The sequence below is a fragment of the Trinickia caryophylli genome (genome assembly GCF_034424545.1).
Classification (GTDB): Bacteria; Pseudomonadota; Gammaproteobacteria; order Burkholderiales; family Burkholderiaceae; genus Trinickia; species Trinickia caryophylli.
This window is the reverse complement of record NZ_CP139970.1, coordinates 1,726,119-1,747,337: the sequence shown is the minus strand read 5'-3', so window position 1 is coordinate 1,747,337 and position 21,219 is coordinate 1,726,119. Positions and strand designations below refer to the sequence as shown.

Below are 21,219 nucleotides of genomic sequence, written 5' to 3'. Positions count from 1 at the left end.
GGTGGTCACCATGTCTGAAAAAACTGTCAAGGTTCAGCTCGTCAAGAGCCTGATTGGGACCCGCGAATCGCACCGTGCCACGGTGCGTGGCCTGGGCCTGCGCCGACTCAACTCGGTCAGCGAACTGCAAGACACGCCCGCCGTGCGCGGCATGATCAACAAGGTCTCGTACCTCGTTAAGGTCATCGCCTAAGCGCTCAGGGAATCGAGGAGTTGAATATGGAATTGAATAACCTGAAGCCCGCCGAAGGCGCCAAGCACGCGAAGCGTCGCGTCGGTCGTGGCATCGGCTCGGGCCTTGGCAAGACGGCTGGCCGCGGTCACAAGGGTCAGAAGTCGCGCTCGGGCGGCTTTCACAAGGTTGGCTTCGAAGGCGGTCAAATGCCGCTGCAGCGTCGTCTGCCGAAGCGCGGGTTCACCTCGCTGACGAAGGAATTCGTCGGTGAAGTGCGCCTGGGCGATCTGCAGGCATTGCCGGTCGACGAAATCGACCTGCTCGCGCTGAAGCAAGCCGGCCTCGTCAGCGAATTGACGAAGACCGCGAAGATCATCGCCACGGGCGAAATCTCGCGCAAGATCGTCGTGAAGGGTCTCGGTGCTACGAAGGGCGCACGTGCGGCCATCGAAGCGGCCGGCGGCTCGTTCGCCGAGTAATCGGCATCGCTCGCGTGAATAGTCGATAGCCGATCATGGCATTTGTATCGGAGAAGGTACTTGGCTAACAGCCCGAGTCTCGCAAAGTCCGGTAAGAGCGCGGCGAAGTTCGGCGACCTGCGCCGGCGTGCAGTTTTTCTGCTGCTGGCGCTGATCGTCTATCGGATCGGCGCGCACATTCCGGTGCCGGGCATCGACCCGGATCAGCTGGCCAAGCTGTTCCAGAGCCAGTCGGGTGGCATCCTGGGCATGTTCAACATGTTCTCGGGCGGCGCACTTTCGCGCTTTACGGTGTTCGCGTTGGGGATCATGCCGTACATCTCCTCGTCGATCATCATGCAGCTGTTGGCGATCGTCTCGCCGCAGCTCGAGGCGCTGAAGAAGGAAGGGCAGGCGGGGCAGCGCAAGATTACGCAGTACACGCGGATCTTCACGGTCGTGCTGGCGACGTTTCAGGCGTTCGGCATCGCTGTGGCGCTCGAGAACCAGCCTGGCCTCGTAATCGATCCGGGCATGGTGTTCCGCCTGACGACGGTCGTGACGCTCGTGACGGGTACGATGTTCCTGATGTGGCTCGGCGAGCAGATCACGGAGCGCGGCCTTGGCAACGGTATCTCGATCATCATCTTCGGCGGTATCGCGGCCGGCTTCCCGAACGCGATCGGCGGGCTCTTCGAGCTCGTGCGCACGGGCTCGATGAGCATCATCTCCGCGATCATCATCGTGGCGTTGATTGCAGGCGTGACGTACCTCGTCGTGTTCATCGAACGCGGTCAGCGCAAGGTGCTCGTGAACTACGCGAAGCGTCAGGTCGGCAACAAGATTTACGGCGGACAGTCGTCGCATCTGCCGTTGAAGCTGAACATGTCGGGCGTGATTCCGCCGATCTTCGCGTCGTCGATCATCCTGTTCCCGGCAACGATCCTGAATTGGTTCAGCTCAGGCACGCGCGGCGGATGGTTCTCGGAAACGCTGCATAACGTGGCCGAGGCGCTGAAGCCGGGGCAGCCTGTGTATGTGCTGCTGTATGCGTTGGCGATCGTCTTCTTCTGCTTCTTCTACACCGCGCTGGTGTTCAACAGCAGGGAAACGGCCGACAACCTGAAGAAGAGCGGTGCCTTCGTTCCGGGGATCCGGCCCGGCGATCAGACCGCACGCTATATCGACCGCATCCTCACGCGTCTGACGCTGGCCGGTGCGATCTATATCGTGTTCGTCTGCCTGCTGCCCGAGTTCCTGGTGCTGCGCTGGAACGTGCCGTTCTATTTCGGTGGAACGTCGCTGCTGATCATTGTCGTCGTCACAATGGACTTCATGGCGCAGGTACAGTCGTACGTTATGTCGCAACAGTATGAGTCACTGCTCAAGAAAGCCAATTTCAAGGGCAGCAACATCCCGATGCGGTGAAAGGACTTATGGCCAAAGACGATGTAATCCAGATGCAGGGCGAGGTCATCGAGAACCTGCCCAATGCGACCTTCCGCGTGAAGCTGGAAAATGGCCATGTCGTATTGGGACATATCTCGGGCAAGATGCGGATGCACTACATCCGCATTCTTCCGGGCGACAAGGTGACGGTTGAATTGACCCCTTACGATCTGTCCCGTGCGCGGATCGTGTTCCGGGCGAAGTGATTTGAAAAAAGGGTAATATCATGAAAGTGATGGCATCGGTTAAGCGCATTTGCCGCAATTGCAAGATCATCAAGCGCAAAGGCGTCGTGCGCGTGATTTGCAGCTCTGATCCGCGCCACAAACAGCGTCAAGGCTAACGGCCACGCTTTTGCTTGCGCTTTTTGTTTGAGGAAAAACAATGGCTCGTATTGCAGGGGTGAACATCCCGAACCACCAGCATACCGTGATCGGCCTGACGGCGATCTTCGGTATCGGCCGCACGCGCTCGCAGCAGATCTGCGCAGCAGCTGGTGTCGATCTCTCGAAGAAGGTCAAGGACCTGAACGACTCGGATCTCGAAAAGCTGCGTGAGGAAGTCGGCAAGTTCGTTGTCGAAGGCGACCTGCGCCGTGAAGTGACGATGAACATCAAGCGCCTGATGGATCTCGGCTGCTACCGTGGTGTCCGTCATCGCAAGGGGCTGCCCCTGCGCGGCCAGCGTACCCGCACGAACGCCCGTACGCGCAAGGGTCCGCGCCGTGCTGCGCAATCGCTGAAGAAGTAAGCGCGTCTGACAGTTACAGGAAAACGTAATGGCTAAGGCTTCGAACAACACCGCGGCGCAACGCGTTCGCAAGAAGGTCAAGAAGAACGTCGCCGAGGGCGTGGTTCACGTTCACGCGTCGTTCAACAACACCATCATCACGATCACCGATCGTCAAGGCAACGCGCTTGCATGGGCGACGTCGGGCGGCCAGGGCTTCAAGGGCTCGCGCAAGTCGACGCCGTTCGCTGCTCAGGTTGCTGCCGAATCGGCTGGCCGCGTGGCGATGGAATACGGCGTGAAGAACCTCGAAGTGCGGATCAAGGGCCCGGGCCCGGGTCGCGAGTCGGCAGTGCGCGCACTGCATGGTCTTGGCATCAAGATCACCGCGATTTCGGACGTGACGCCGGTTCCGCACAACGGCTGCCGTCCGCCGAAGCGTCGCCGCATCTGAGGCGAACGCACGTATGACGCCTGTTGGCGCTTGGCCGCGCCAGCAGGCTATTTGCACATCGATTGACTAAGTCCACCGTTCGGCCCACCGGGGTCGGACTAGCGCGAGGCGATGAGTTTCGCGTGATCAAACCTAGAAGGAACGCAAAGTGGCACGCTATACCGGCCCTAAAGCCAAGCTGTCTCGCCGTGAAGGCACCGACCTCTTCCTGAAGAGCGCCCGCCGCTCGCTCGCCGACAAATGCAAGCTCGACAGCAAGCCTGGTCAGCACGGCCGCACCTCGGGTGCGCGTACGTCCGACTATGGCACGCAGCTGCGCGAAAAGCAAAAAGTGAAGCGCATCTACGGCGTGCTCGAGCGCCAGTTCCGCCGCTACTTCGCGGAAGCTGACCGCCGCAAGGGCAACACCGGTGAAACCCTGCTGCAACTGCTCGAGTCGCGTCTCGACAACGTCGTCTACCGTATGGGCTTCAGCTCGACGCGCGCGGAAGCCCGCCAGCTCGTGAGCCACAAGGCGATCACGGTCAACGGCCAAGTCGTGAACATCCCGTCGATGCAAGTGAAGGCCGGCGACGTCGTCGCCGTGCGCGAGCAAGCGAAGAAGCAGGCGCGGATCCTCGAAGCGCTGTCGCTGGCCGAGCAAGGCGGTCTGCCGAGCTGGGTCGCCGTCGATACGAAAAAATACGAAGGCACGTTCAAGCAGATGCCGGAACGCAGCGATATCGCTGGCGATATCAACGAAAGCCTGATCGTCGAATTGTATTCGCGCTAATCGAATTTGCGGCCGGGGTACCTGATTGCGTCGAGCAAGGGGGCACCTCGGCTGTTCATTTTCAGGTTGTTACCGGTCAGCCTTATCGGTGTAACGAGCCGAGGGTATTGAAAAGGAAAACCTATGCAAACCAGTTTGTTGAAGCCCAAGATCATCGCCGTGGAATCGCTTGGCGACAACCACGCGAAAGTGGTCATGGAACCGTTCGAACGCGGTTACGGCCACACTTTGGGCAACGCACTTCGGCGCGTGTTGCTGTCGTCGATGGTCGGCTATGCGCCGACCGAGGTGACGATCGCCGGCGTGGTGCACGAGTACTCGACGCTCGATGGGGTGCAGGAGGATGTGGTCAACCTGCTGCTGAACCTGAAAGGCGTCGTGTTCAAGCTGCACAACCGCGACGAAGTGACGGTCACGCTGCGCAAGGAAGGTGAAGGCTTGGTGACCGCGCGCGATATCGAGTTGCCGCACGATTGCGAGGTCATCAACCCGGATCACGTCGTCGCGCATCTCTCGAAGGGCGGCAAGCTCGACGTGCAGATCAAGATCGAGAAGGGCCGCGGCTACGTGCCGGGCAACGTTCGCCGCTATGGCGAGGAAACGGCGAAGATCATCGGCCGCATCGTGCTGGACGCCTCGTTCTCGCCGGTTCGTCGCGTGAGCTACGCCGTGGAAAGCGCCCGTGTGGAGCAACGTACCGACCTCGATAAGCTCGTGATGAACATCGAGACCAACGGCGTGATCTCGCCCGAGGAAGCGATTCGTCAATCGGCGCGCATTCTGGTTGACCAGCTCGCGGTGTTCGCGGCGCTGGAAGGCACGGAAGCAGCTGCAGAAGCCCCGTCGCGCGCGCCGCAGATCGATCCGATCCTGCTGCGTCCGGTGGACGATCTCGAGCTGACGGTTCGTTCCGCGAACTGTCTGAAGGCCGAGAACATCTACTACATCGGCGATCTGATCCAGCGCACCGAGAACGAGCTTCTGAAGACGCCGAACCTTGGCCGCAAGTCGCTCAACGAGATCAAGGAAGTACTGGCCTCGCGCGGTCTTACGCTGGGCATGAAGCTCGAAAACTGGCCGCCGGCAGGTCTCGACAAGTAAGTCGGTCGAACCGGCGCACGGCGGGAGCAGGCGCTAAAGCGCCAGCACCTGCCGGCTCGCGGCCGACAAGTGGCGGGGGTGCGGATTTTCCGTTAAAATCCGGCCCTCGTCTTTTTCATTACCGGCCCGTGTCCGGCCTTCGCAAGAAGCGGCCGAGACGATAGAAGAGCTGGATCAAAACTGTGAATCAAGGAAACTGAAATGCGTCACCGTCATGGTCTGCGGAAATTGAACCGCACGAGCAGCCACCGTCTGGCTATGCTCCGTAACATGTCCAACTCGCTGATCGAGCACGAAGTCATCAAGACCACGCTGCCGAAGGCGAAGGAACTCCGCAAGGTCGTCGAGCCCCTTATCACGCTCGGCAAGAAGCCCTCGCTCGCGAATCGTCGTCTCGCCTTCAACCGTCTGCGCGATCGTGACTCGGTCACGAAGCTGTTCGACGTGCTCGGCCCGCGCTTTGCGAATCGCCCGGGTGGCTACCTCCGTATCCTGAAGTTCGGCTTCCGCGTGGGCGATAATGCGCCGATGGCGCTCGTCGAACTGCTCGACCGCCCTGAACCGGTCGAGGCCGAGGAAGTGCAAGAAGCGGAATAAATCTCCGCTATCTCGAAAAAGGGTCAAGCTGAGCTTGGCCCTTTTTGTTTTTGGTGCGCTCACGGGCCACATCCATCCCCGTTCGTGTGCTGGCGCGCCCGAAATCGCGCAGGTGTTACGATAATGCGTGCATGATCGCCGCTGCTGGAGAAGCCGTGCCTCTCGATATTGTTTTATTGCTGACGACGCTGCCCGATTCGGGCTCAGCGCAAAAGCTCGTAGACGCGGTACTGGACGCGCGGCTGGCTGCCTGCGTCACCGAACTCGGCGTGGTGCAGTCCCATTACCGCTGGAAGGGGCAGCGCGAATCGGCCCAGGAGATCCAGCTGCTCTTCAAAACCAGTGCTGCGCGAGCTCTCGAGCTCGAGCGGTTCATTGCCGCGAACCACCCATACGAGACGCCCGAAATAGTCGTCTGGCCAGCGTCCGCTTCGGCCGCTTACGGTCAGTGGGTGGCGGCGGAAACGCATCGTCCGACACATGTGTAAGTTATTTGGCGCGCATGCGAATGCGCTGGCCCGCTTCTTTCTCTTCGTCGTTTTCGTCTGTGCCAGCCTTGCCGCACTCACGAATCGGGCGCGGGCAGACGATTTTCTCGATCCGTCCGCCGCATTTCGTTTTCAAGCGAGCGAGGTGCCCGGTGCGGTCGATATCCGTTTCAAGATCGCCGACGGCTACTATCTCTATCGCGAGCGTTTCGCGTTTGCGGTCAAGAGCGGCAGTGCTACGCTCGGCGAGCCGCAAATGCCGGCCGGGCACGTGAAGTTCGATCAGACCTTCCAAAAGGATGTCGAAACCTACCGCGGGGAACTCGCAATTCGGCTTCCGGTGAAAGCCGCTGCGGGGCCGTTCGAACTGGCCGTCACCTCGCAGGGGTGCGCCGACGCCGGAATCTGCTACCCCCCGGAGACGCATACTTACCGCGTGAGCGGCGCAGCGCTGTCGGCCGCCGCGGCAAACGACGGGGGAGGCGCCCAAAGCGTGGTCGGTGGTGCCGGCGCCGCCACGGGTTCTCAGGCGGTGGCTTCGTGGTACGAGCGGGCGACGAGCGCGGATTATGCGCAATCGCTTCTGCAAGGCGGCAGCTTCGCCGCGACGGTCGGCCTGTACTTCGTTGCGGGGCTCGTGCTCAGCCTGCTGCCGTGCTCCTATCCAATGATTCCGATCGTCTCGGCGATCATCATCGGCGAGGGGCGTAAAGTCACTCATGCACGCGGCTTTGCACTGTCGCTCGCCTACGTGCTCGGTATGGCGCTCGTCTACACGGCCCTCGGCATCGCGGCCGCGCTGGTCGGCCAGAGCCTCGGCGCGTGGCTGCAAAACCCGTGGGTGCTTGGCGCTTTTGCGGTGCTGCTCACCGCATTCGCGCTATCGTTGATCTCGGGTGTCGATATTTCGCTGCCTCAGCGCTGGCATGATCGCGTCTCTGAAGCATCGGGCCGGCGCCCGGGCGGAAAATTCGCCGCCGTCGCGGCAATGGGCGCACTCTCGGCGCTGGTGGTCGGCGCCTGCATGACCGCGCCGCTGTTCGCGGTGCTCGCGTTCATCGCGCATACGGGCAACGCGGTGCTCGGCGGCGCGGCGCTGTTTTCGATGGCGATCGGCCTCGGCGTGCCGCTCATGATCGTCGGCCTCGGTGCGGGCACGCTGTTACCGCGCGCCGGCGCCTGGATGGAAGGCATCAAGGTATTTTTCGGCGTCATTCTGCTCGCCGCGGCGCTGTGGATCGTCTGGCCGGTGCTGCCGCCCGTCGCTCAGATGCTGCTCGGTGCTCTGTGGCTGCTGCTCGCCGCAGCGGCTCTCGGCCTCTTCTCGGCTCATGCGGGCGCGGTTTCGGTCTGGCGCCGGCTGGGCCGCGGGATCGGCGCAGCACTCGCGATCTGGGCCGCCGCCCTGATCGTCGGGCTTGCCGCAGGTTCGACCGACCCGTTGCGCCCGCTTGCCATCCTGGCCGCACGCGTCGGCGCGCCCGGCGCGGCGCTGGCGCGCGAACAGCCGACGCGGCTCGCATTCGAGCCAGTACGTTCGGCGGCGGCACTGGATACGACGCTACGCGCGGCCGGCCGGCCCGCGATGCTCGACTTCTATGCGGACTGGTGCGTGAGCTGCAAGGAAATGGAGCGCTTCACGTTCGCGGATCCGCGAGTCCAGGCGCGGCTCGCGCAAATGCAACTGCTGCGCGCCGACGTCACGGCAAACGGGCCCGACGATCAACTGCTGCTCAAACGCTTTGCGCTCTTCGGGCCGCCGGGCATCATCTTCTTCGATCGTACGGGCAAGGAGGTGTTGCGCGTGGTCGGGTACGAGTCGGCAGACACGTTCCTGCGCAGCCTCGACCGGGTGGCCCCGGAGGCCGCACCCGCGCCGAACGCCTGAGTGCGGTTCACGCCCGCGCCTATCGCTGCGCGCGCAGCAAGCGCGCAGCGTCGAGCGCGAAGTAGGTCAGCACGCCATCGGCGCCGGCCCGCTTGAAGGCCAACAGCGATTCCATCATGACCTTGTCGTGGTCGAGCCAGCCGTTTTGCGCGGCGGCCTTCAGCATGGCGTACTCGCCGCTCACTTGATAGACGTATGTCGGGAAGCGGAATTCGTCTTTGACGCGGCGAACGATATCGAGGTACGGCATGCCAGGCTTGACCATGACCATGTCGGCGCCTTCGTCGATGTCGAGTCGGACTTCGCGCAGCGCTTCGTCCGAATTGGCCGGGTCCATCTGGTACGTCATCTTGTTGCTCTTGCCGAGATTCGTGGCCGAGCCGACCGCATCCCGGAACGGGCCGTAAAAAGCCGATGCGTATTTGGCCGCGTAGGCCATGATGCGAGTGTGGATGTGCCCATCGCTTTCAAGCATTTCGCGCAGTGCGCCGATGCGCCCGTCCATCATGTCGGACGGCGCCACGATGTCGACTCCCGCTTCGGCTTGGGTCCGCGCCTGATCGATCAGGATTTCGACCGTCTCGTCGTTGATGACGTAACCCGTTTCGTCGAGCACGCCGTCCTGGCCGTGGCTCGTGTAGGGGTCGAGCGCGACGTCCGTGAGCACGCCGAGTTCGGGAAAGCGCGCCTTCAGGGCCCGCACGGCGCGCGGGATCAGGCCGTCCGGGTTGGCGGCTTCGCGGCCGTCAGGCGTTTTCAGCGACGGGTCGATGGCGGGAAAAAGCGAAAGCACGGGCACGCCAAGCTCGACGCACTGCTCGCCGACGCCGAGCAGCAGGTCGATCGAGACACGCTCCACGCCCGGCATCGACGGTACCGCCTGTTTGACGTTGTCGCCTTCGACGACGAATACCGGGTAGATGAGGTCGTTGGTCGTGAGAACGGTCTCGCGCATCAGGCGTCGCGAGAAATCGTCGCGGCGCATGCGGCGCGGGCGGTGAAGCGGATAAAGACTCATGGTGTCGGGCTTTTCGCTTGCGATTCGTTGAAACAATGCCGGGCGAGCCGGCCGGAAAACTTCGCTGGACAACGTGCGTGGGCTGCGCTATGCGCTCAGCCACGATGGTATATGATAGCGATCGAGCGACGCGCCTGGCGCCGAGCTCCCCGCTTCTCCTCCCTGAGCGGGTGCCTGTCGTTTTTTCGATTAGGCTGTTTAACCCGCCGAGGTCCGGCGGGTTTTTTTATGGCGTGCGCCGCCAGCGTGCGGTTGCAAGCGAACGGACGGCCGTTCGGACAACGCGGTGGGATGGCGGCAAAGCGGCGCTGAGCCGCTTATTCGGCGGGGGCCGAGGGTGCGGCTTCGTTGCCGGCCGCCGCGAGCCAGCCTTCGATCAGCGCGTGCGCTTCCTCGAGCCCGGTGCGCTTGAGCGCAGAGAACAACTGGGCCGTGAGTTCCCCCGTGTAGCCACCGGCGCGATATTCGGCCAACCCCTTTTGCGCGGTGCGCAGCGCATTGGTGCTTTCCTGGCGTGTCAATTTGTCGCACTTCGTCAGCAGCGTGTGAATCGGCTTGCCCGTCGGTGCGAACCATTCGATCATGCGGCGGTCGAGGTCGGTCAGTGGGCGGCGCGCGTCCATCATCAGAATCATGCCGCGCAGTTGCGCCCGTTCCTGCAGATAGCGCGACAAGAGCGCCTCCCAGTGCGCCTTGGCGGCTTCCGGCACTTCCGCATAACCATACCCCGGGAGATCGACGAGATAGCCCGCCGGGGTATCGGCCGGACCGACGCCGAAATAGTTGATGTGCTGGGTACGCCCCGGCGTCTTGCTGGCGAAGGCAAGCCGCTTCTGGTTGCAGAGCACGTTGATCGCCGTCGACTTGCCGGCGTTGGAGCGGCCGGCAAAGGCGATTTCGGGCGTTACCGTCGCGGGCAGATCCCGAAAATGGTTGACGGTCGTGAAGAAGCGGGCTTGATGCAGCAGGAAGGCCATGGCGAGAGTGGGGAGGGCGCCGCCGCGCGACGCCTGGAGAACGGGGCCAAGCGCATCGAGGGTGCGGCCGACTGGCGCCTTGGCGAATAGCGAGGTATTGTACAATACGACGGTTTACTGAAGACCAGCCGCAGGGCCGCTTGCACGGCCCTTCGAGCACTAGCCGCAGGCTTTTAGCGGCATGACTTTTGGGTCTGAGTCGCTTTTCCGTCACCCATCCAGGAATGGGCCGGGCTTTGGGCCGGATGTTTGCGGTCCGGCTGGGTCCGCCTCGGTATGGTGTGAGGGCACTCTATTCTCACAAGACGAAACCGGGTGTGCGAATGAATCGACTGTGCAAGGCGTTGGTGGTCCTCGAAGTGGCAGTGGCAGGTTGGTTGGGTTGGGCAATAGAAGCAAATGCGGCAGAAGCGGTAAAACCAGATGCAACGAAGGGGCAGGCGATCGCGACTGGGGTCTGTGCGGCTTGCCATGGCGCCGACGGCAACAGTGCGAGCAGCGCGTTTCCCAAGCTCGCCGGGCAGCATCAGGCGTATCTGGTCAAGCAGTTGAATGATTTCAAGGTCAAGCCGGGCGAGAAGGTCGCCGCGCGTCAGAACCCCATCATGGCGGGTATCGTCGGTCCGCTTTCCGATCAGGACATGGCCAACGTGGCCGCCTACTTCGCGCAACAGGTGCCGAAGGGCGGCGCAGCGCACGACGCGGCAACGGTCGCGCTGGGGCAGAAAATCTATCGGGGCGGTATCGCAGACAAGGGCGTGCCGGCCTGCGCGAGCTGTCACGGGCCGACGGGCCAGGGCCTGCCGGTGCAGTATCCGCGCGTATCGGGCCAGTGGGCCGACTATACGAGCGCGCAACTCACCGCATTTGCCGGCGGCACGCGCAAGAACGAGGTGATGCAGCCCATCGCCTCGCGGTTGAGCGAGAAAGAGCTGAAGGCCGTGGCCGATTACATGGCCGGTCTGCACTGAGCGAGCCGTCAGGGCTGGCGTGGCAGGCCGCGCGCGGCACTGAGACGCGAACGAAAACAAGAAAAGGGTGGGGCGCCGCTGCGTCGGCGGCCCTACCCTTTTTTGCATGGTAGTTTGGAGCAGGAATGAGTGTTACCACGTCGGGTTTTGAACTGAAGTCGGAACGGCGGGTGCTGCGCAGCGCCGTCGAATTACTGAGTTCGATGCGCTTTGCGATCGCGCTGCTGGTCGTGCTCGCCATTGCGAGCGTCGTCGGTACCGTGCTGACGCAGGACGACCCGTACCCGAACTACGTCAACCAGTTCGGCCCGTTCTGGGCGGACATCTTCCGCGGCTTGAGCCTCTACACGGTCTACAGTGCCTGGTGGTTCATGCTGATCCTCGGTTTTCTGATCGTCTCGATCTCGCTTTGCGTGCTGCGCAACGCGCCCAAGATGATCGCCGACATGAAGAGCTGGAAGGACAAGGTCCGCGAAGGCAGCCTGCGTGCCTTTCATCACAAGGCCGAATACGCGCTCGCCGGTACGGCCACGCGCGCCGATACGACCGCGCGCCTCGCCGCGCTGCTCGGCCGGCTCGGATACCGGCATGTCGTTCGGGAAAACGAAGGCGCGACATTGATCGCTGCCAAGCGCGGCGCGTTTGCCAAGATCGGTTACATCTTCGCGCACCTCGCCATCGTGGTCATCTGCATCGGCGGGCTGCTCGACAGCAATCTGCCGATCAAATTCCAGATGTGGCTCTTCGGCAAGTCTCCCGTGACGAGCAACGGCGTCATCAATGAAATCTCGCCCGAGCACCGGCTCTCCGAGTCCAACCCGACTTTCCGCGGCTACGCCTGGGTGCCGGAGGGGCAGCATGTCTCCACCGCCATCCTCAATCAGCCGAACGGTTCGCTGATCCAGGATCTGCCGTTTTCGATCGAACTGAAGAAGTTCATCGTCGACTACTACTCGACTGGTATGCCGAAGCTCTTCGCGAGCGACATCGTCGTGGTCGACCACAAGACGGGCCAGCGCATTCCCGCTCGCGTGGAGGTCAACAAGCCGTTCGAGTACGACGGTATCTCGATCTACCAGTCGAGCTTTCAGGACGGTGGCTCGAAATTGAGCCTGACGGCATGGCCCATGACCGGCGACGCGACGAAAACGATGCCGATCTCGGGTACGATCGGCGCGGCCGCGCCGCTTTCCGCTTCGATGCCAGGGGTAGCGGGGCAGACCGTCGAGTTCACCGATTTCCGGGCGATCAATGTCGAGAACATCACCGACGCCAAGGGTAAGACCGATGCGCGCGGTGTGAGCGCGCATCCGGTCGAGCAGTTCCTCGATAATCGGCTCGGCTCGGGCGCGAAGAGTTCCAAGCCGCTCGATCTGCACAACGTCGGCCCTTCGGTGCAATACAAGATTCGCGGCACGGACGGCCAGGCGCGCGAATTCAACAACTATATGCTGCCCGTCGAGATCGACGGCGAGCGCGTTTTCCTCGCCGGTGTCAGGCTCGCGCCCGACGATCCGTTCCGCTTCCTGCGCATTCCGGCCGGCAGCGACGGTACCGTCAAGGAATGGATGCTGTTGCGCTCGGCGCTCGAGAACCCGTCGTTGCGCAACGCTGCGGCCCAGCGCTTCGCCGCGCGCGCCGTGGTGGAGCAGAATCCGACTCTGCGCGAGCATCTCCAGGAAAGCGCCCAACGCGTGCTGACGCTCTTCGCCGGAGCGGAAGACGGTCTCGGCAAGACGCCGATGGGGCAGAACAGCGCCGGCTTTCAAGCCATCGCCACCTTCATCGACCGCTCGGTACCGAAAGGTGAGCAGGAAAAGGCGGCATCGCTGTTGCTGCGCATGCTCGAAGGCTCGATGTGGGACCTCTGGCAGCTCGCCCGCGAGCAAGCCGGCGAGCCCGACATGAAGGCCGACGCGAGCGCGACGCGCTTCGTGCAGAGTTCGATCAATGCGCTTTCCGACAGCTTTTTGTACGGATCGCCGGTTTATCTGCAGCTCGACTCGTTCACGCAGGTCCAGGCGTCGGTGTTCCAGCTCACGCGCGCACCCGGCAAGAAACTGGTGTATCTTGGCAGCCTGCTGCTCGTGATCGGCATTTTTTCGATGTTCTACGTCCGCGAGCGGCGGCTCTGGTTCTGGCTCAAGGAGACGGCCTCGGGCGTCTTGGTGGTCATGGCGATGTCGACGGCACGCAAGACGCTCGACTTCGAGAAGGAATTCGCGCGTACGCGCAACACGGTGGGCGCGACGCTCGGCACGACCGCCCATGAAGCAGCAACCGCGCCGGGCGACGGCGCGCACGATCATACTCGGTAACATCATGGATCTGACCAACGCCTCCCGCTCGCACCCCACGGCGAGCGCCCCCGCAGCCGGGGTCCTTGACGAGCGTTCGTTTCTGCGGCGGCTCACCGCGATCGACTGGCTCTTCGCGCTGGCCCTCGTGGCGGGTGCGGGCTTCGCCCTTTCGCGCTACCACGCCTACATGAACTATTACGACAAGCTCGTGCTCGCAGGCTCGACGCCCGCGCTTGTCGTGCTCGGCTGGCGCTGGAAGCCTGCCCGCCTGTTGATGGCCGGCATCGCCGTGCTCGCGCTCTCGTCGATTTCGCTTTATCACGGTGACCTGACGCGGGCCGACTCCGCCTTTTTCCTCAAATATTTCCTGTCGAGCCAGTCGGCTATTCTCTGGATGAGCGCGCTCTTCGTGCTCGCCACGGTCTTCTATTGGATCGGCATGCTTTCGCGGTCGCCGTCGGGCGGCGCGATCGGCTCCAAGCTGACCTGGTTCGCCGTACTGATGGGGTTCACCGGCCTGATGGTGCGCTGGTACGAGTCCTACCTCATCGGTGCCGACGTCGGGCACATTCCGATTTCGAACCTCTATGAAGTGTTCGTGCTGTTCTGTCTCATCACGGCGCTCTTCTATCTGTACTACGAGGTGCATTACGGTACCCGGGCGCTCGGCTCGTTCGTACTGCTCGTGATCGGCGCGGCGGTCGGCTTCCTGATGTGGTACTCGATCGCGCGCGATGCGCAGCAGATCCAGCCGCTCGTGCCCGCGCTCCAGAGCTGGTGGATGAAGATCCACGTACCCGCCAACTTCATCGGCTATGGCAGCTTCGCACTTTCGGCCATGGTGGGCGTGGCGTATCTGGCCAAGGAACGCGGCGTTCTCGCAGATCGCCTGCCCTCGCTCGACGTGCTCGACGACGTCATGTACAAGTCGATCGCGGTGGGATTCGCATTCTTCACGATCGCGACGATTCTCGGTGCGCTGTGGGCCGCCGAGGCGTGGGGTGGGTACTGGAGCTGGGACCCGAAGGAAACCTGGGCACTCATCGTCTGGCTCAACTACGCGGCCTGGCTTCACATGCGGCTCATGAAGGGGTTGCGCGGCGCCGTGGCGGCCTGGTGGGCGCTTACAGGGCTGCTCGTGACGACGTTCGCATTCCTGGGCGTGAACATGTTCCTCTCGGGATTGCACAGCTACGGCAAGCTGTAAGCCGCAGGCAGGCGCGCCCGGGCGTTGTTTCGTGCCCGGGCCGATCGGTACCGAAAAAGACCGCCGGGCCACCTTCGGCGGTTTTTTTTCGTCTGCGGATTTCAGGTGCATCCAAACACGCCCACGCGCGGTATATACGGCTGGCGGGCCATGAATGCCGTGTCCCGCGTTATTTGAGAGGAGCAGTCATCGTGTTGATCAAACGAGAGCAGCGCATTCTTCTCGCCGGCGAGGATGTCAGCCCGAGCGAAATTACGCCGCGTGCTGTGTTCGAGCACAGGCGGCGGCTCCTGCGCGCGGCCGGGTTTGCCGGTCTCGCGGCTGCCGGCGGGTTCTTCGGTGCGAGCGGAACCGCTCAGGCCACCTACGCGTCGCCCGATGCGCGAGCGAAAAAGCTCGCCGCGGTCACCAACGCGAAGTTCGTCGTGTCCGACAAACCGACGCCTTACCAGGACGTCACCACCTATAACAACTTCTATGAATTCGGCACCGACAAGAGCGACCCGGCGCACAACGCGGGGAGCTTGCGCCCGCATCCGTGGCGCGTAAGCGTCGAGGGCGAGGTGAAGAATGCGAAGGTCTACGACATCGACGATTTGCTGAAGCTGGCGCCGCTCGAGGAACGCGTTTATCGCCACCGATGCGTCGAAGGCTGGTCGATGGTCATACCGTGGATCGGCTTTCCGCTCGCGGAACTCGTCAAGCGCGCGCAGCCGACAGGCAACGCCAAGTACGTGCAGTTCATCACGCTGGCCGATCGATCGCAGATGCCCGGGCTATCCGACCCCATTCTCGATTGGCCCTATTCCGAGGGCCTGCGCATGGACGAAGCGATGAATCCGCTTGCGTTGCTCGCCGTCGGGCTTTATGGGCAAGTGCTCCCGAACCAGAACGGCGCGCCGATCCGCATGGTGCTGCCCTGGAAATATGGCTTCAAGAGCGCGAAGTCGATCGTGAAGATCCGCTTCGTCGAAAAGCAACCGCCGACGAGTTGGAATACCTACGCGCCGAACGAGTACGGGTTCTATTCGAATGTGAACCCCAATGTCGATCATCCGCGCTGGAGTCAAGCCACCGAACGCCGGATTGGAGAGGACGGCTTTTTTACGCCGAAACGCAAGACGCTGATGTTCAACGGTTATGGGGAATTCGTCGCCTCTCTGTACCAGGGCATGGATCTGCGCAAGAACTTCTGAGTCTTGACGAACGGGGCATACCGAAATGACGACCGATACCTCGACGCTCCCGCGCGAGCGCAATGCGAGCGCCGCGCGCAACCTGCGCTCAGCGAAGGCCGCGCCGGCACGCCGGGCCGATCGATGGGTCGCACCGGCGAAGGTCGCTGTGTTCGTGGCGGCTTGGTATCCGCTCGTGCGACTGCTCGTGCTCGGCCTCACGGGTGGCCTGGGCGCAGACCCGATTCGCTTCATTACATGGTCGACCGGCCTTTGGACGCTCGTCTTTCTCTGCATCACGCTGGCCGTGACGCCGGTGCGCAAGATGACGGGCTTTACCGCCTTGCTGCGTTTTCGCCGCATGCTCGGGCTTTACGCGTTTTTCTACGCATGCCTGCACTTCGTGACTTATCTCTGGTTCGACAAGTGGTTCGACATCGCCGAGATCGTCAAGGATATCGGCAAGCGGCCGTTCATTACCGTCGGCTTTGCTGCGTTCGTCCTTTTGATCGTGCTCGCCGCCACGTCGCCACGCGCGGCGGCGCGCAAGCTCGGCCGCCGCTGGCAGACGCTGCACCGCGCCGTCTACGCGATCGCGGCGCTCGCCATCCTGCATTTCTGGTGGTTGAAGGCCGGCAAGCACGATCTGCAACTGCCGAAGATCTATGGGGCGATCGTCGTTGCCCTGCTCGGCTGGCGGCTGGCCGTATGGCTGCTGGCGAAAGCGCGCGAGCGCCGGCAGCGCGCCTAGATCCGTTCAGGCGGAGCGCGCGTGCCGGTTCAGCGCGGCAGGATCGTTTCAGTCGCGAAGAGTTCGCGTACCGTCTCACGCGGGCGCACGAGATGCGCCTCGGTACCGTCGACCATCACCTCGGCCGCCCGCGGGCGCGTGTTGTAGTTCGAGCTCATGACGAAGCCGTAGGCGCCCGCCGAGCGAACGGCGAGCAGATCGCCGGGCGCGATGGCGAGCGAGCGTTCCCGGCCCAGCCAGTCGCCGCTTTCGCACACGGGGCCGACAACGTCGTACACGCGCGATGCAGCGCTGCGCGGCACCACGGGCTCGATCGCGTGATACGCCTGGTACATCGCCGGGCGGGCGAGGTCGTTCATGGCAGCGTCGACGATCGCGAAGTTTTTTTCCGCGCCCGGCTTCAGGAACTCTACGCGCGTGAGCAGCACGCCTGCGTTGCCCGTAAGCGAGCGGCCCGGCTCGAAAAACACCTCGCGGTGACCGTGGCCGCGCGCCTCGATACGGTCGAGCAGCGTTCGCACGAAGAGCGCCGTGTCGGGCGGCGTTTCGTCGTCATACGTGATGCCGAGGCCGCCGCCCACATCGATGTGCTCGATCGTCGTGCCGTCGGCCTCGATTTGCTCGACGAGGTCGAGCAACTTGTCGAGCGCATCGAGATAGGGCGCGATTTCGGTGATCTGCGAACCGATATGGCAGTCGATGCCGACCACGTCGAGATGCGGCATCGCGGCGGCGTTCCGATAGACCGCGCGTGCTTCGTCGAAGGCAACGCCGAACTTGTTCGCCTTGAGGCCGGTCGAGATGTACGGGTGCGTTTTCGGATCGACGTCGGGGTTGACGCGTAGCGAGACGGGTGCCTTTTTGCCGAGTTCGCCGGCCACCGCGTCGAGCCTGTCGAGTTCCGGAATCGACTCGACGTTGAAGCATTTCACGCCTGCGTTCAACGCTTCGCGCATTTCATCGGCGCTCTTGCCGACGCCCGAAAACACGATGCGCTCCGCTTTGCCTCCGGCGGCCAGTGCGCGTGCGAGTTCGCCGCCGGACACGATGTCGAAGCCGGCACCCAGCCGGGCGAACACATTGAGCACGGCGAGGTTGCTGTTCGCCTTCACCGCAAAGTGCACGGATGCGCGGCGGCCCGCGCACGCCTGCGCATAGGCTCCGTAGGCACGCGTGAGCTCCGCGCGCGAATAGACATAAAGCGGCGTGCCGAACTGGTCGGCCAGAGCGACGGCGCTGACGCCTTCGGCGTGCAGCACACCGTCGACGTACCGGAAGGCGGATTGGGACATGCGCGGGACTCGAATGCTGGGCTACGGGTTGGGGCGTTTCGCTGCTTCACTCGTTGGGCGCGCTGACCGAAGACGGCGCACTTGCGGGCGCTCGAGCCTTCGCGCTCGATCCCGTTCCGAGTTCGTCGGCAGGCGACAACATGAGCGGCGCCGAGGTGGCCGAAGGCGTTTCGGCCTCGGGTGCGATATCTGCCTGGGCGGCCTGCGGCACGGGTTGCGTGCCCGGTTTTTGCGGCAGCGGCGGTACGGTCGGCAGATAGAGTGGCCCGCGTTGGCCGCAGCCTGCCAACGACGCGCTTGCCGCAACGGCCAAAGCCGCTACAATCGCGCTCATCCTGAAAACGACTCGCATGACTGCCTCTGAATGGCCTGTGAATGTGTTTAAGCGCCGGAGTTTAGCATGACCGACAATGACTACCTCACCCGGGCCGAAGCGGTCCTCGCCGCGATCGAGGGGGCGCTCGACGACATCGATGCGGATATCGAAGCGTCCCGCAACGGCAACGTGCTCACCCTCGAGTTCGACAACGGCTCGAAGATCATCGTCAATCTGCAGCCGCCGATGCAGGAGATCTGGATCGCGGCGAAGGCGGGCGGCTTTCACTTCAGATATGCGGACGGCCAGTGGCGCGACACGCGCAGCGGCGCCGAGTTCTTCGCCGCGCTGTCCGAATACGCGACGCAGCACGCGGGCGAGCCGGTTACGTTCGTCGTGCCTTCCTGACGCGTCCCTTTGCGACGTTCGGCGACGTTCAGCGACGTGCCCGCCTCGTTGCGGCCGGTGTGCCCTACCTGCCGTCGAGCAGATTGGTGACGCGTTGCGATTCGTCCTCCGCGGACGCGGCGGGGTGTGTGCCCGATGCTCCGGCCACCTCCGGCTGCCCGTCTCCCGTGCTCTCTTCGGGAGACGGCACGCCGACCGACGCGACGAAGCCCTGGCCCGGCTGGAAACCGTCCAGGTAAAGCTCGCCGGCGAGCGACTGAACGTCTGCCGGCATCGGCATCTGGTAGGCCGGCACTCCCTTGAGCGCATCGCGCATGTAGTCGATCCAGATCGGCAGCGCCACGCCGCCGCCCGTTTCCCGATCGCCGAGGCTGCGCGGGTTGTCATAGCCGACCCATGCGATCGCGGCAAGCGTGTGCTGGTAGCCCGCGAACCACGCGTCGCGCGATTCGTTCGTCGTGCCCGTCTTGCCGGCGAGATCCTTGCGGCCCAACTCGTTCGACTTCGCTCCCGTGCCGCGCTGCGCCACGCTTTGCAGCAGGCTCGTCATCACATAGGCATTGGCCTCGGTGATCGCGCGCGGCGCGCTCTGCTCGGCGACGATCGGCTGCGCGCGCGCGAGGACGATGCCTTGCGGGTCCGTCACCTCCGAGATCAGGTAGGGGTTCACGCGATAGCCGCCGTTGGCGAAGACGGAGTAGGCCCCGGCCATCTGCAGCGGTGTGACGAGGCCCGCCCCCAGCGCCATCGGCAGATAGGCCGGATGACGCTCTGCGTCGAAGCCGAAGCGCGTGATGTATTGCTGCGCGTAGTGCGTGCCGATATGCGCCAGGATGCGGATCGACACGAGGTTGCGTGATTTTTGCAATGCCGTGCGCATCGTCATCGGGCCGTCGAAGCCGCCGCCGTAGTTCTTCGGCTCCCACGGCGTACCGCCCGTTTGCGCCGCGCTGAAAAAGAGCGGGGCGTCGTTGATGACGGTGGCGGGGCCCAGGCCCTTTTCGAGCGAGGCCGAGTAGATGAATGGCTTGAAGCTCGAGCCGGGCTGGCGCCATGCCTGCACGACGTGATTGAACTTGTTCTTGTTGAAATCGAACCCGCCGACGAGCGAGCGGATCGCGCCGTCTTGCGGCACGATCGAAATGAAGGCGCCTTCGACTTGCGGCAACTGCACGATTCCCCAACTGCCGTTGTCGCGTCTCGCTACACGCACGATCGCACCGGGCCGGATGCGGGCGTTCGGTTGCGCGCGCGGCGAGAGCGCGCTCGCGGCAAAACGCAGGCCGTCCCCTTCGAGCGCGATCACGGTGCCGTCGCCGAACGAGGCTTCGACGCGGCGCGGCTCGGCGGCCGTCACCACGGCGGCCGCGATCTCGCCATTGTCGGGGCGGCTCGCGAGCGCATTGGCGATAGCATCCTTGCGTGCGTCGGCCGAAGGCGGCAGTGCGATATAGCCCTCGGGCCCCCGGTAGCCACGGCGCGCGTCATAGGCCAAAAGGCCGCGCCGCAACGCACGGTAGGCGTTGGCCTGATCGGCAGAGTCTATCGTCGTCACGACGGAGAGCCCGCGCGTGTAGGCTTCGTCGTGATATTGCGCGTACATTGCCTGGCGGACCATCTCGGCCACGTATTCAGCGTGCACGCTGAACTGCTGTACGGGCGTCCTCACGACCGCGAGCGGCTCGTTGGCGGCTGCGTCGTACTGGGCCTGGGTGATGTCGCCGAGTTCCAGCATGCGCTGCAGGATGTACTGCTGGCGCAGCTTGGCCCGCGCCGGGTTGACGATCGGGTTATAAGCCGACGGGGCTTTCGGCAGGCCGGCGAGCATGGCGGCTTCGGCGAGCGTGATGTGCCTGAGGTCCTTGCCGAAATAGATCCGCGCGGCCGATGCGAACCCGTAGGCGCGCTGACCGAGGTAGATCTGATTCATGTAGACCTCGAGGATCTGGTCCTTCGAGAGTTCGCGCTCGATCTTGTAGGCGAGCATCATCTCGTACACCTTGCGCGTGTACGTCTTTTCGCTCGACAGGAAGAAGTTGCGCGCCACTTGCATCGTGATCGTGCTCGCGCCTTGCGTCGCGTGGCCGTTGTAGAGCGCCGCCACGCTTGCCCGCACGATGCCCGCGAGATCGACTCCGCCATGATCGTAAAAGCGAGCGTCTTCGATCGCGAGGATCGCCTGCTTCAGGAATACGGGTACGTCGGCGATGTGCACGACATCGCGCCGCTCCTCGCCGAATTCGCCGATCAGGATGTGGTCGGCCGTGTAGATGCGCAGCGGAATTTTCGGGCGGTAATCGGTGAGCGCCTCGATCGACGGCAGCCGTGGGCTGGCGACCACGAGCCCGTAGCCGAGCACCAGCCCGACGCTCACTGCGCCTGCGGCGCAAAGCCCGGCCGACCATACGAGACACTTCACGAGCACGCGCCGCCAGCGCGGCGATGCGGCGCTGGCGGAGGGCGGGGGGGACTCTGGCGGGGGAGGGTCGATCGGCTGCATAAAAAAGCTGAGGGCTGAGGCCGCGATTATAGCCGGCGCTCGATGCGCCTTTCGATTGGCTTAATGGGGGGGATCCGCACGACGCTTCCGCTTCCTCTTGTCTCTAAATCGATTGGCCGTCCGGCCGAGTGTTCAGACGATACTGCCGTTCGCACAATTTCTCCACGTCAAAACATGCAGGGCGGCCGCCACG

Annotated in this window: 23 protein-coding genes; 18 read left to right on the top strand and 5 right to left on the bottom strand. The window is 63.4% G+C overall.

The features are described from left to right. The first annotated feature begins 10 nt into the window (after positions 1 to 10). From rpmD to dsbD, 12 genes are all read left to right on the top strand, one after another. Entirely contained in the window at positions 11 to 193 is a 183-nt protein-coding gene (gene rpmD, locus U0034_RS07995; RefSeq protein ID WP_006400644.1) for a 50S ribosomal protein L30, read from the top strand. Positions 194 to 219: 26 nt separating this feature from the next. Continuing rightward, positions 220 to 654 (top strand): 50S ribosomal protein L15, encoded by a 435-nt coding sequence (gene rplO / locus U0034_RS07990; RefSeq protein ID WP_085228308.1) that lies wholly within the window; start codon positions 220 to 222, stop codon positions 652 to 654. Positions 655 to 714: 60 nt separating this feature from the next. After that, on the top strand, positions 715 to 2,061 hold the full coding sequence (gene secY / locus U0034_RS07985) for a preprotein translocase subunit SecY (protein ID WP_085228307.1): 1,347 nt from the start codon (positions 715 to 717) through the stop codon (positions 2,059 to 2,061). Positions 2,062 to 2,069: 8 nt separating this feature from the next. Next, complete coding sequence (gene infA, locus U0034_RS07980) at positions 2,070 to 2,288, top strand: translation initiation factor IF-1 (protein WP_004521905.1); 219 nt, start codon at positions 2,070 to 2,072, stop codon at positions 2,286 to 2,288. 20 nt (positions 2,289 to 2,308) lie between these two features. Then, the gene (rpmJ, locus tag U0034_RS07975; RefSeq protein ID WP_004199844.1) at positions 2,309 to 2,425 is read left to right on the top strand and encodes a 50S ribosomal protein L36; all 117 of its coding nucleotides are present in this window, start codon (positions 2,309 to 2,311) and stop codon (positions 2,423 to 2,425) included. A gap of 41 nt (positions 2,426 to 2,466) precedes the next feature. Further along, positions 2,467 to 2,832, top strand: coding sequence for a 30S ribosomal protein S13 (gene rpsM, locus U0034_RS07970; RefSeq protein WP_085228306.1), 366 nt, complete (start codon positions 2,467 to 2,469; stop codon positions 2,830 to 2,832). 28 nt (positions 2,833 to 2,860) lie between these two features. Beyond that, on the top strand, positions 2,861 to 3,265 hold the full coding sequence (rpsK, locus tag U0034_RS07965) for a 30S ribosomal protein S11 (RefSeq protein WP_017777173.1): 405 nt from the start codon (positions 2,861 to 2,863) through the stop codon (positions 3,263 to 3,265). A 148-nt stretch (positions 3,266 to 3,413) separates the two neighbouring features. Continuing rightward, the gene (gene rpsD / locus U0034_RS07960; protein ID WP_085228305.1) at positions 3,414 to 4,037 is read left to right on the top strand and encodes a 30S ribosomal protein S4; all 624 of its coding nucleotides are present in this window, start codon (positions 3,414 to 3,416) and stop codon (positions 4,035 to 4,037) included. Positions 4,038 to 4,160: 123 nt separating this feature from the next. Beyond that, positions 4,161 to 5,138, top strand: coding sequence for a DNA-directed RNA polymerase subunit alpha (locus U0034_RS07955; RefSeq protein ID WP_085228304.1), 978 nt, complete (start codon positions 4,161 to 4,163; stop codon positions 5,136 to 5,138). A gap of 201 nt (positions 5,139 to 5,339) precedes the next feature. Then, positions 5,340 to 5,735, top strand: a complete 396-nt coding sequence (rplQ, locus tag U0034_RS07950) for a 50S ribosomal protein L17 (protein WP_085228303.1) — start codon at positions 5,340 to 5,342, stop codon at positions 5,733 to 5,735. Positions 5,736 to 5,866: 131 nt separating this feature from the next. Next, the gene (gene cutA / locus U0034_RS07945) at positions 5,867 to 6,223 is read left to right on the top strand and encodes a divalent-cation tolerance protein CutA (RefSeq protein ID WP_085228302.1); all 357 of its coding nucleotides are present in this window, start codon (positions 5,867 to 5,869) and stop codon (positions 6,221 to 6,223) included. After that, positions 6,216 to 8,111 (top strand): protein-disulfide reductase DsbD, encoded by a 1,896-nt coding sequence (gene dsbD / locus U0034_RS07940; protein ID WP_085228301.1) that lies wholly within the window; start codon positions 6,216 to 6,218, stop codon positions 8,109 to 8,111. The genes cutA and dsbD overlap by 8 nt, the downstream gene beginning before the upstream one ends. Positions 8,112 to 8,130: 19 nt before the next feature. On the opposite strand, the gene hemB is transcribed toward dsbD, so the two are convergent. Both hemB and yihA read right to left on the bottom strand, forming a co-directional pair. After that, positions 8,131 to 9,129: a porphobilinogen synthase gene (hemB, locus tag U0034_RS07935; RefSeq protein WP_085228300.1), complete on the bottom strand. Its 999-nt coding sequence runs from the start codon at positions 9,127 to 9,129 to the stop codon at positions 8,131 to 8,133. A 317-nt stretch (positions 9,130 to 9,446) separates the two neighbouring features. Beyond that, the gene (yihA, locus tag U0034_RS07930) at positions 9,447 to 10,106 is read right to left on the bottom strand and encodes a ribosome biogenesis GTP-binding protein YihA/YsxC (protein ID WP_085228358.1); all 660 of its coding nucleotides are present in this window, start codon (positions 10,104 to 10,106) and stop codon (positions 9,447 to 9,449) included. A 323-nt stretch (positions 10,107 to 10,429) separates the two neighbouring features. Here yihA and U0034_RS07925 point away from each other — a divergent pair, with 323 nt between their 5' ends. The 5 genes from U0034_RS07925 to msrQ all read left to right on the top strand — a co-directional run bounded on the left by U0034_RS07925 (position 10,430) and on the right by msrQ (position 16,510). Continuing rightward, positions 10,430 to 11,077 carry a c-type cytochrome gene (locus tag U0034_RS07925; RefSeq protein WP_085228299.1) on the top strand — a complete coding sequence of 216 codons (648 nt, stop codon included), beginning with the start codon at positions 10,430 to 10,432 and terminating at the stop codon, positions 11,075 to 11,077. A 125-nt stretch (positions 11,078 to 11,202) separates the two neighbouring features. Continuing rightward, positions 11,203 to 13,395: a cytochrome c biogenesis protein ResB gene (locus U0034_RS07920; protein WP_085228298.1), complete on the top strand. Its 2,193-nt coding sequence runs from the start codon at positions 11,203 to 11,205 to the stop codon at positions 13,393 to 13,395. A 4-nt stretch (positions 13,396 to 13,399) separates the two neighbouring features. After that, positions 13,400 to 14,584: a c-type cytochrome biogenesis protein CcsB gene (gene ccsB / locus U0034_RS07915; protein WP_085228357.1), complete on the top strand. Its 1,185-nt coding sequence runs from the start codon at positions 13,400 to 13,402 to the stop codon at positions 14,582 to 14,584. Between the two features lie 191 nt (positions 14,585 to 14,775). Continuing rightward, complete coding sequence (gene msrP / locus U0034_RS07910; protein WP_085228297.1) at positions 14,776 to 15,780, top strand: protein-methionine-sulfoxide reductase catalytic subunit MsrP; 1,005 nt, start codon at positions 14,776 to 14,778, stop codon at positions 15,778 to 15,780. Positions 15,781 to 15,805: 25 nt separating this feature from the next. Beyond that, positions 15,806 to 16,510: a protein-methionine-sulfoxide reductase heme-binding subunit MsrQ gene (msrQ, locus tag U0034_RS07905; protein WP_085228296.1), complete on the top strand. Its 705-nt coding sequence runs from the start codon at positions 15,806 to 15,808 to the stop codon at positions 16,508 to 16,510. A gap of 29 nt (positions 16,511 to 16,539) precedes the next feature. Here the strand turns inward: msrQ and lysA are convergent, their stop codons facing one another. Then, positions 16,540 to 17,802: a diaminopimelate decarboxylase gene (lysA, locus tag U0034_RS07900; RefSeq protein ID WP_085228295.1), complete on the bottom strand. Its 1,263-nt coding sequence runs from the start codon at positions 17,800 to 17,802 to the stop codon at positions 16,540 to 16,542. A gap of 46 nt (positions 17,803 to 17,848) precedes the next feature. Then, positions 17,849 to 18,154, bottom strand: a complete 306-nt coding sequence (lptM, locus tag U0034_RS07895; RefSeq protein ID WP_085228294.1) for an LPS translocon maturation chaperone LptM — start codon at positions 18,152 to 18,154, stop codon at positions 17,849 to 17,851. Between the two features lie 48 nt (positions 18,155 to 18,202). Here lptM and cyaY point away from each other — a divergent pair, with 48 nt between their 5' ends. Further along, positions 18,203 to 18,526: an iron donor protein CyaY gene (gene cyaY, locus U0034_RS07890; RefSeq protein ID WP_085228293.1), complete on the top strand. Its 324-nt coding sequence runs from the start codon at positions 18,203 to 18,205 to the stop codon at positions 18,524 to 18,526. 64 nt (positions 18,527 to 18,590) lie between these two features. On the opposite strand, the gene U0034_RS07885 is transcribed toward cyaY, so the two are convergent. After that, positions 18,591 to 21,026, bottom strand: a complete 2,436-nt coding sequence (locus U0034_RS07885; protein ID WP_085228292.1) for a penicillin-binding protein 1A — start codon at positions 21,024 to 21,026, stop codon at positions 18,591 to 18,593. Positions 21,027 to 21,219 lie beyond the last annotated feature (193 nt).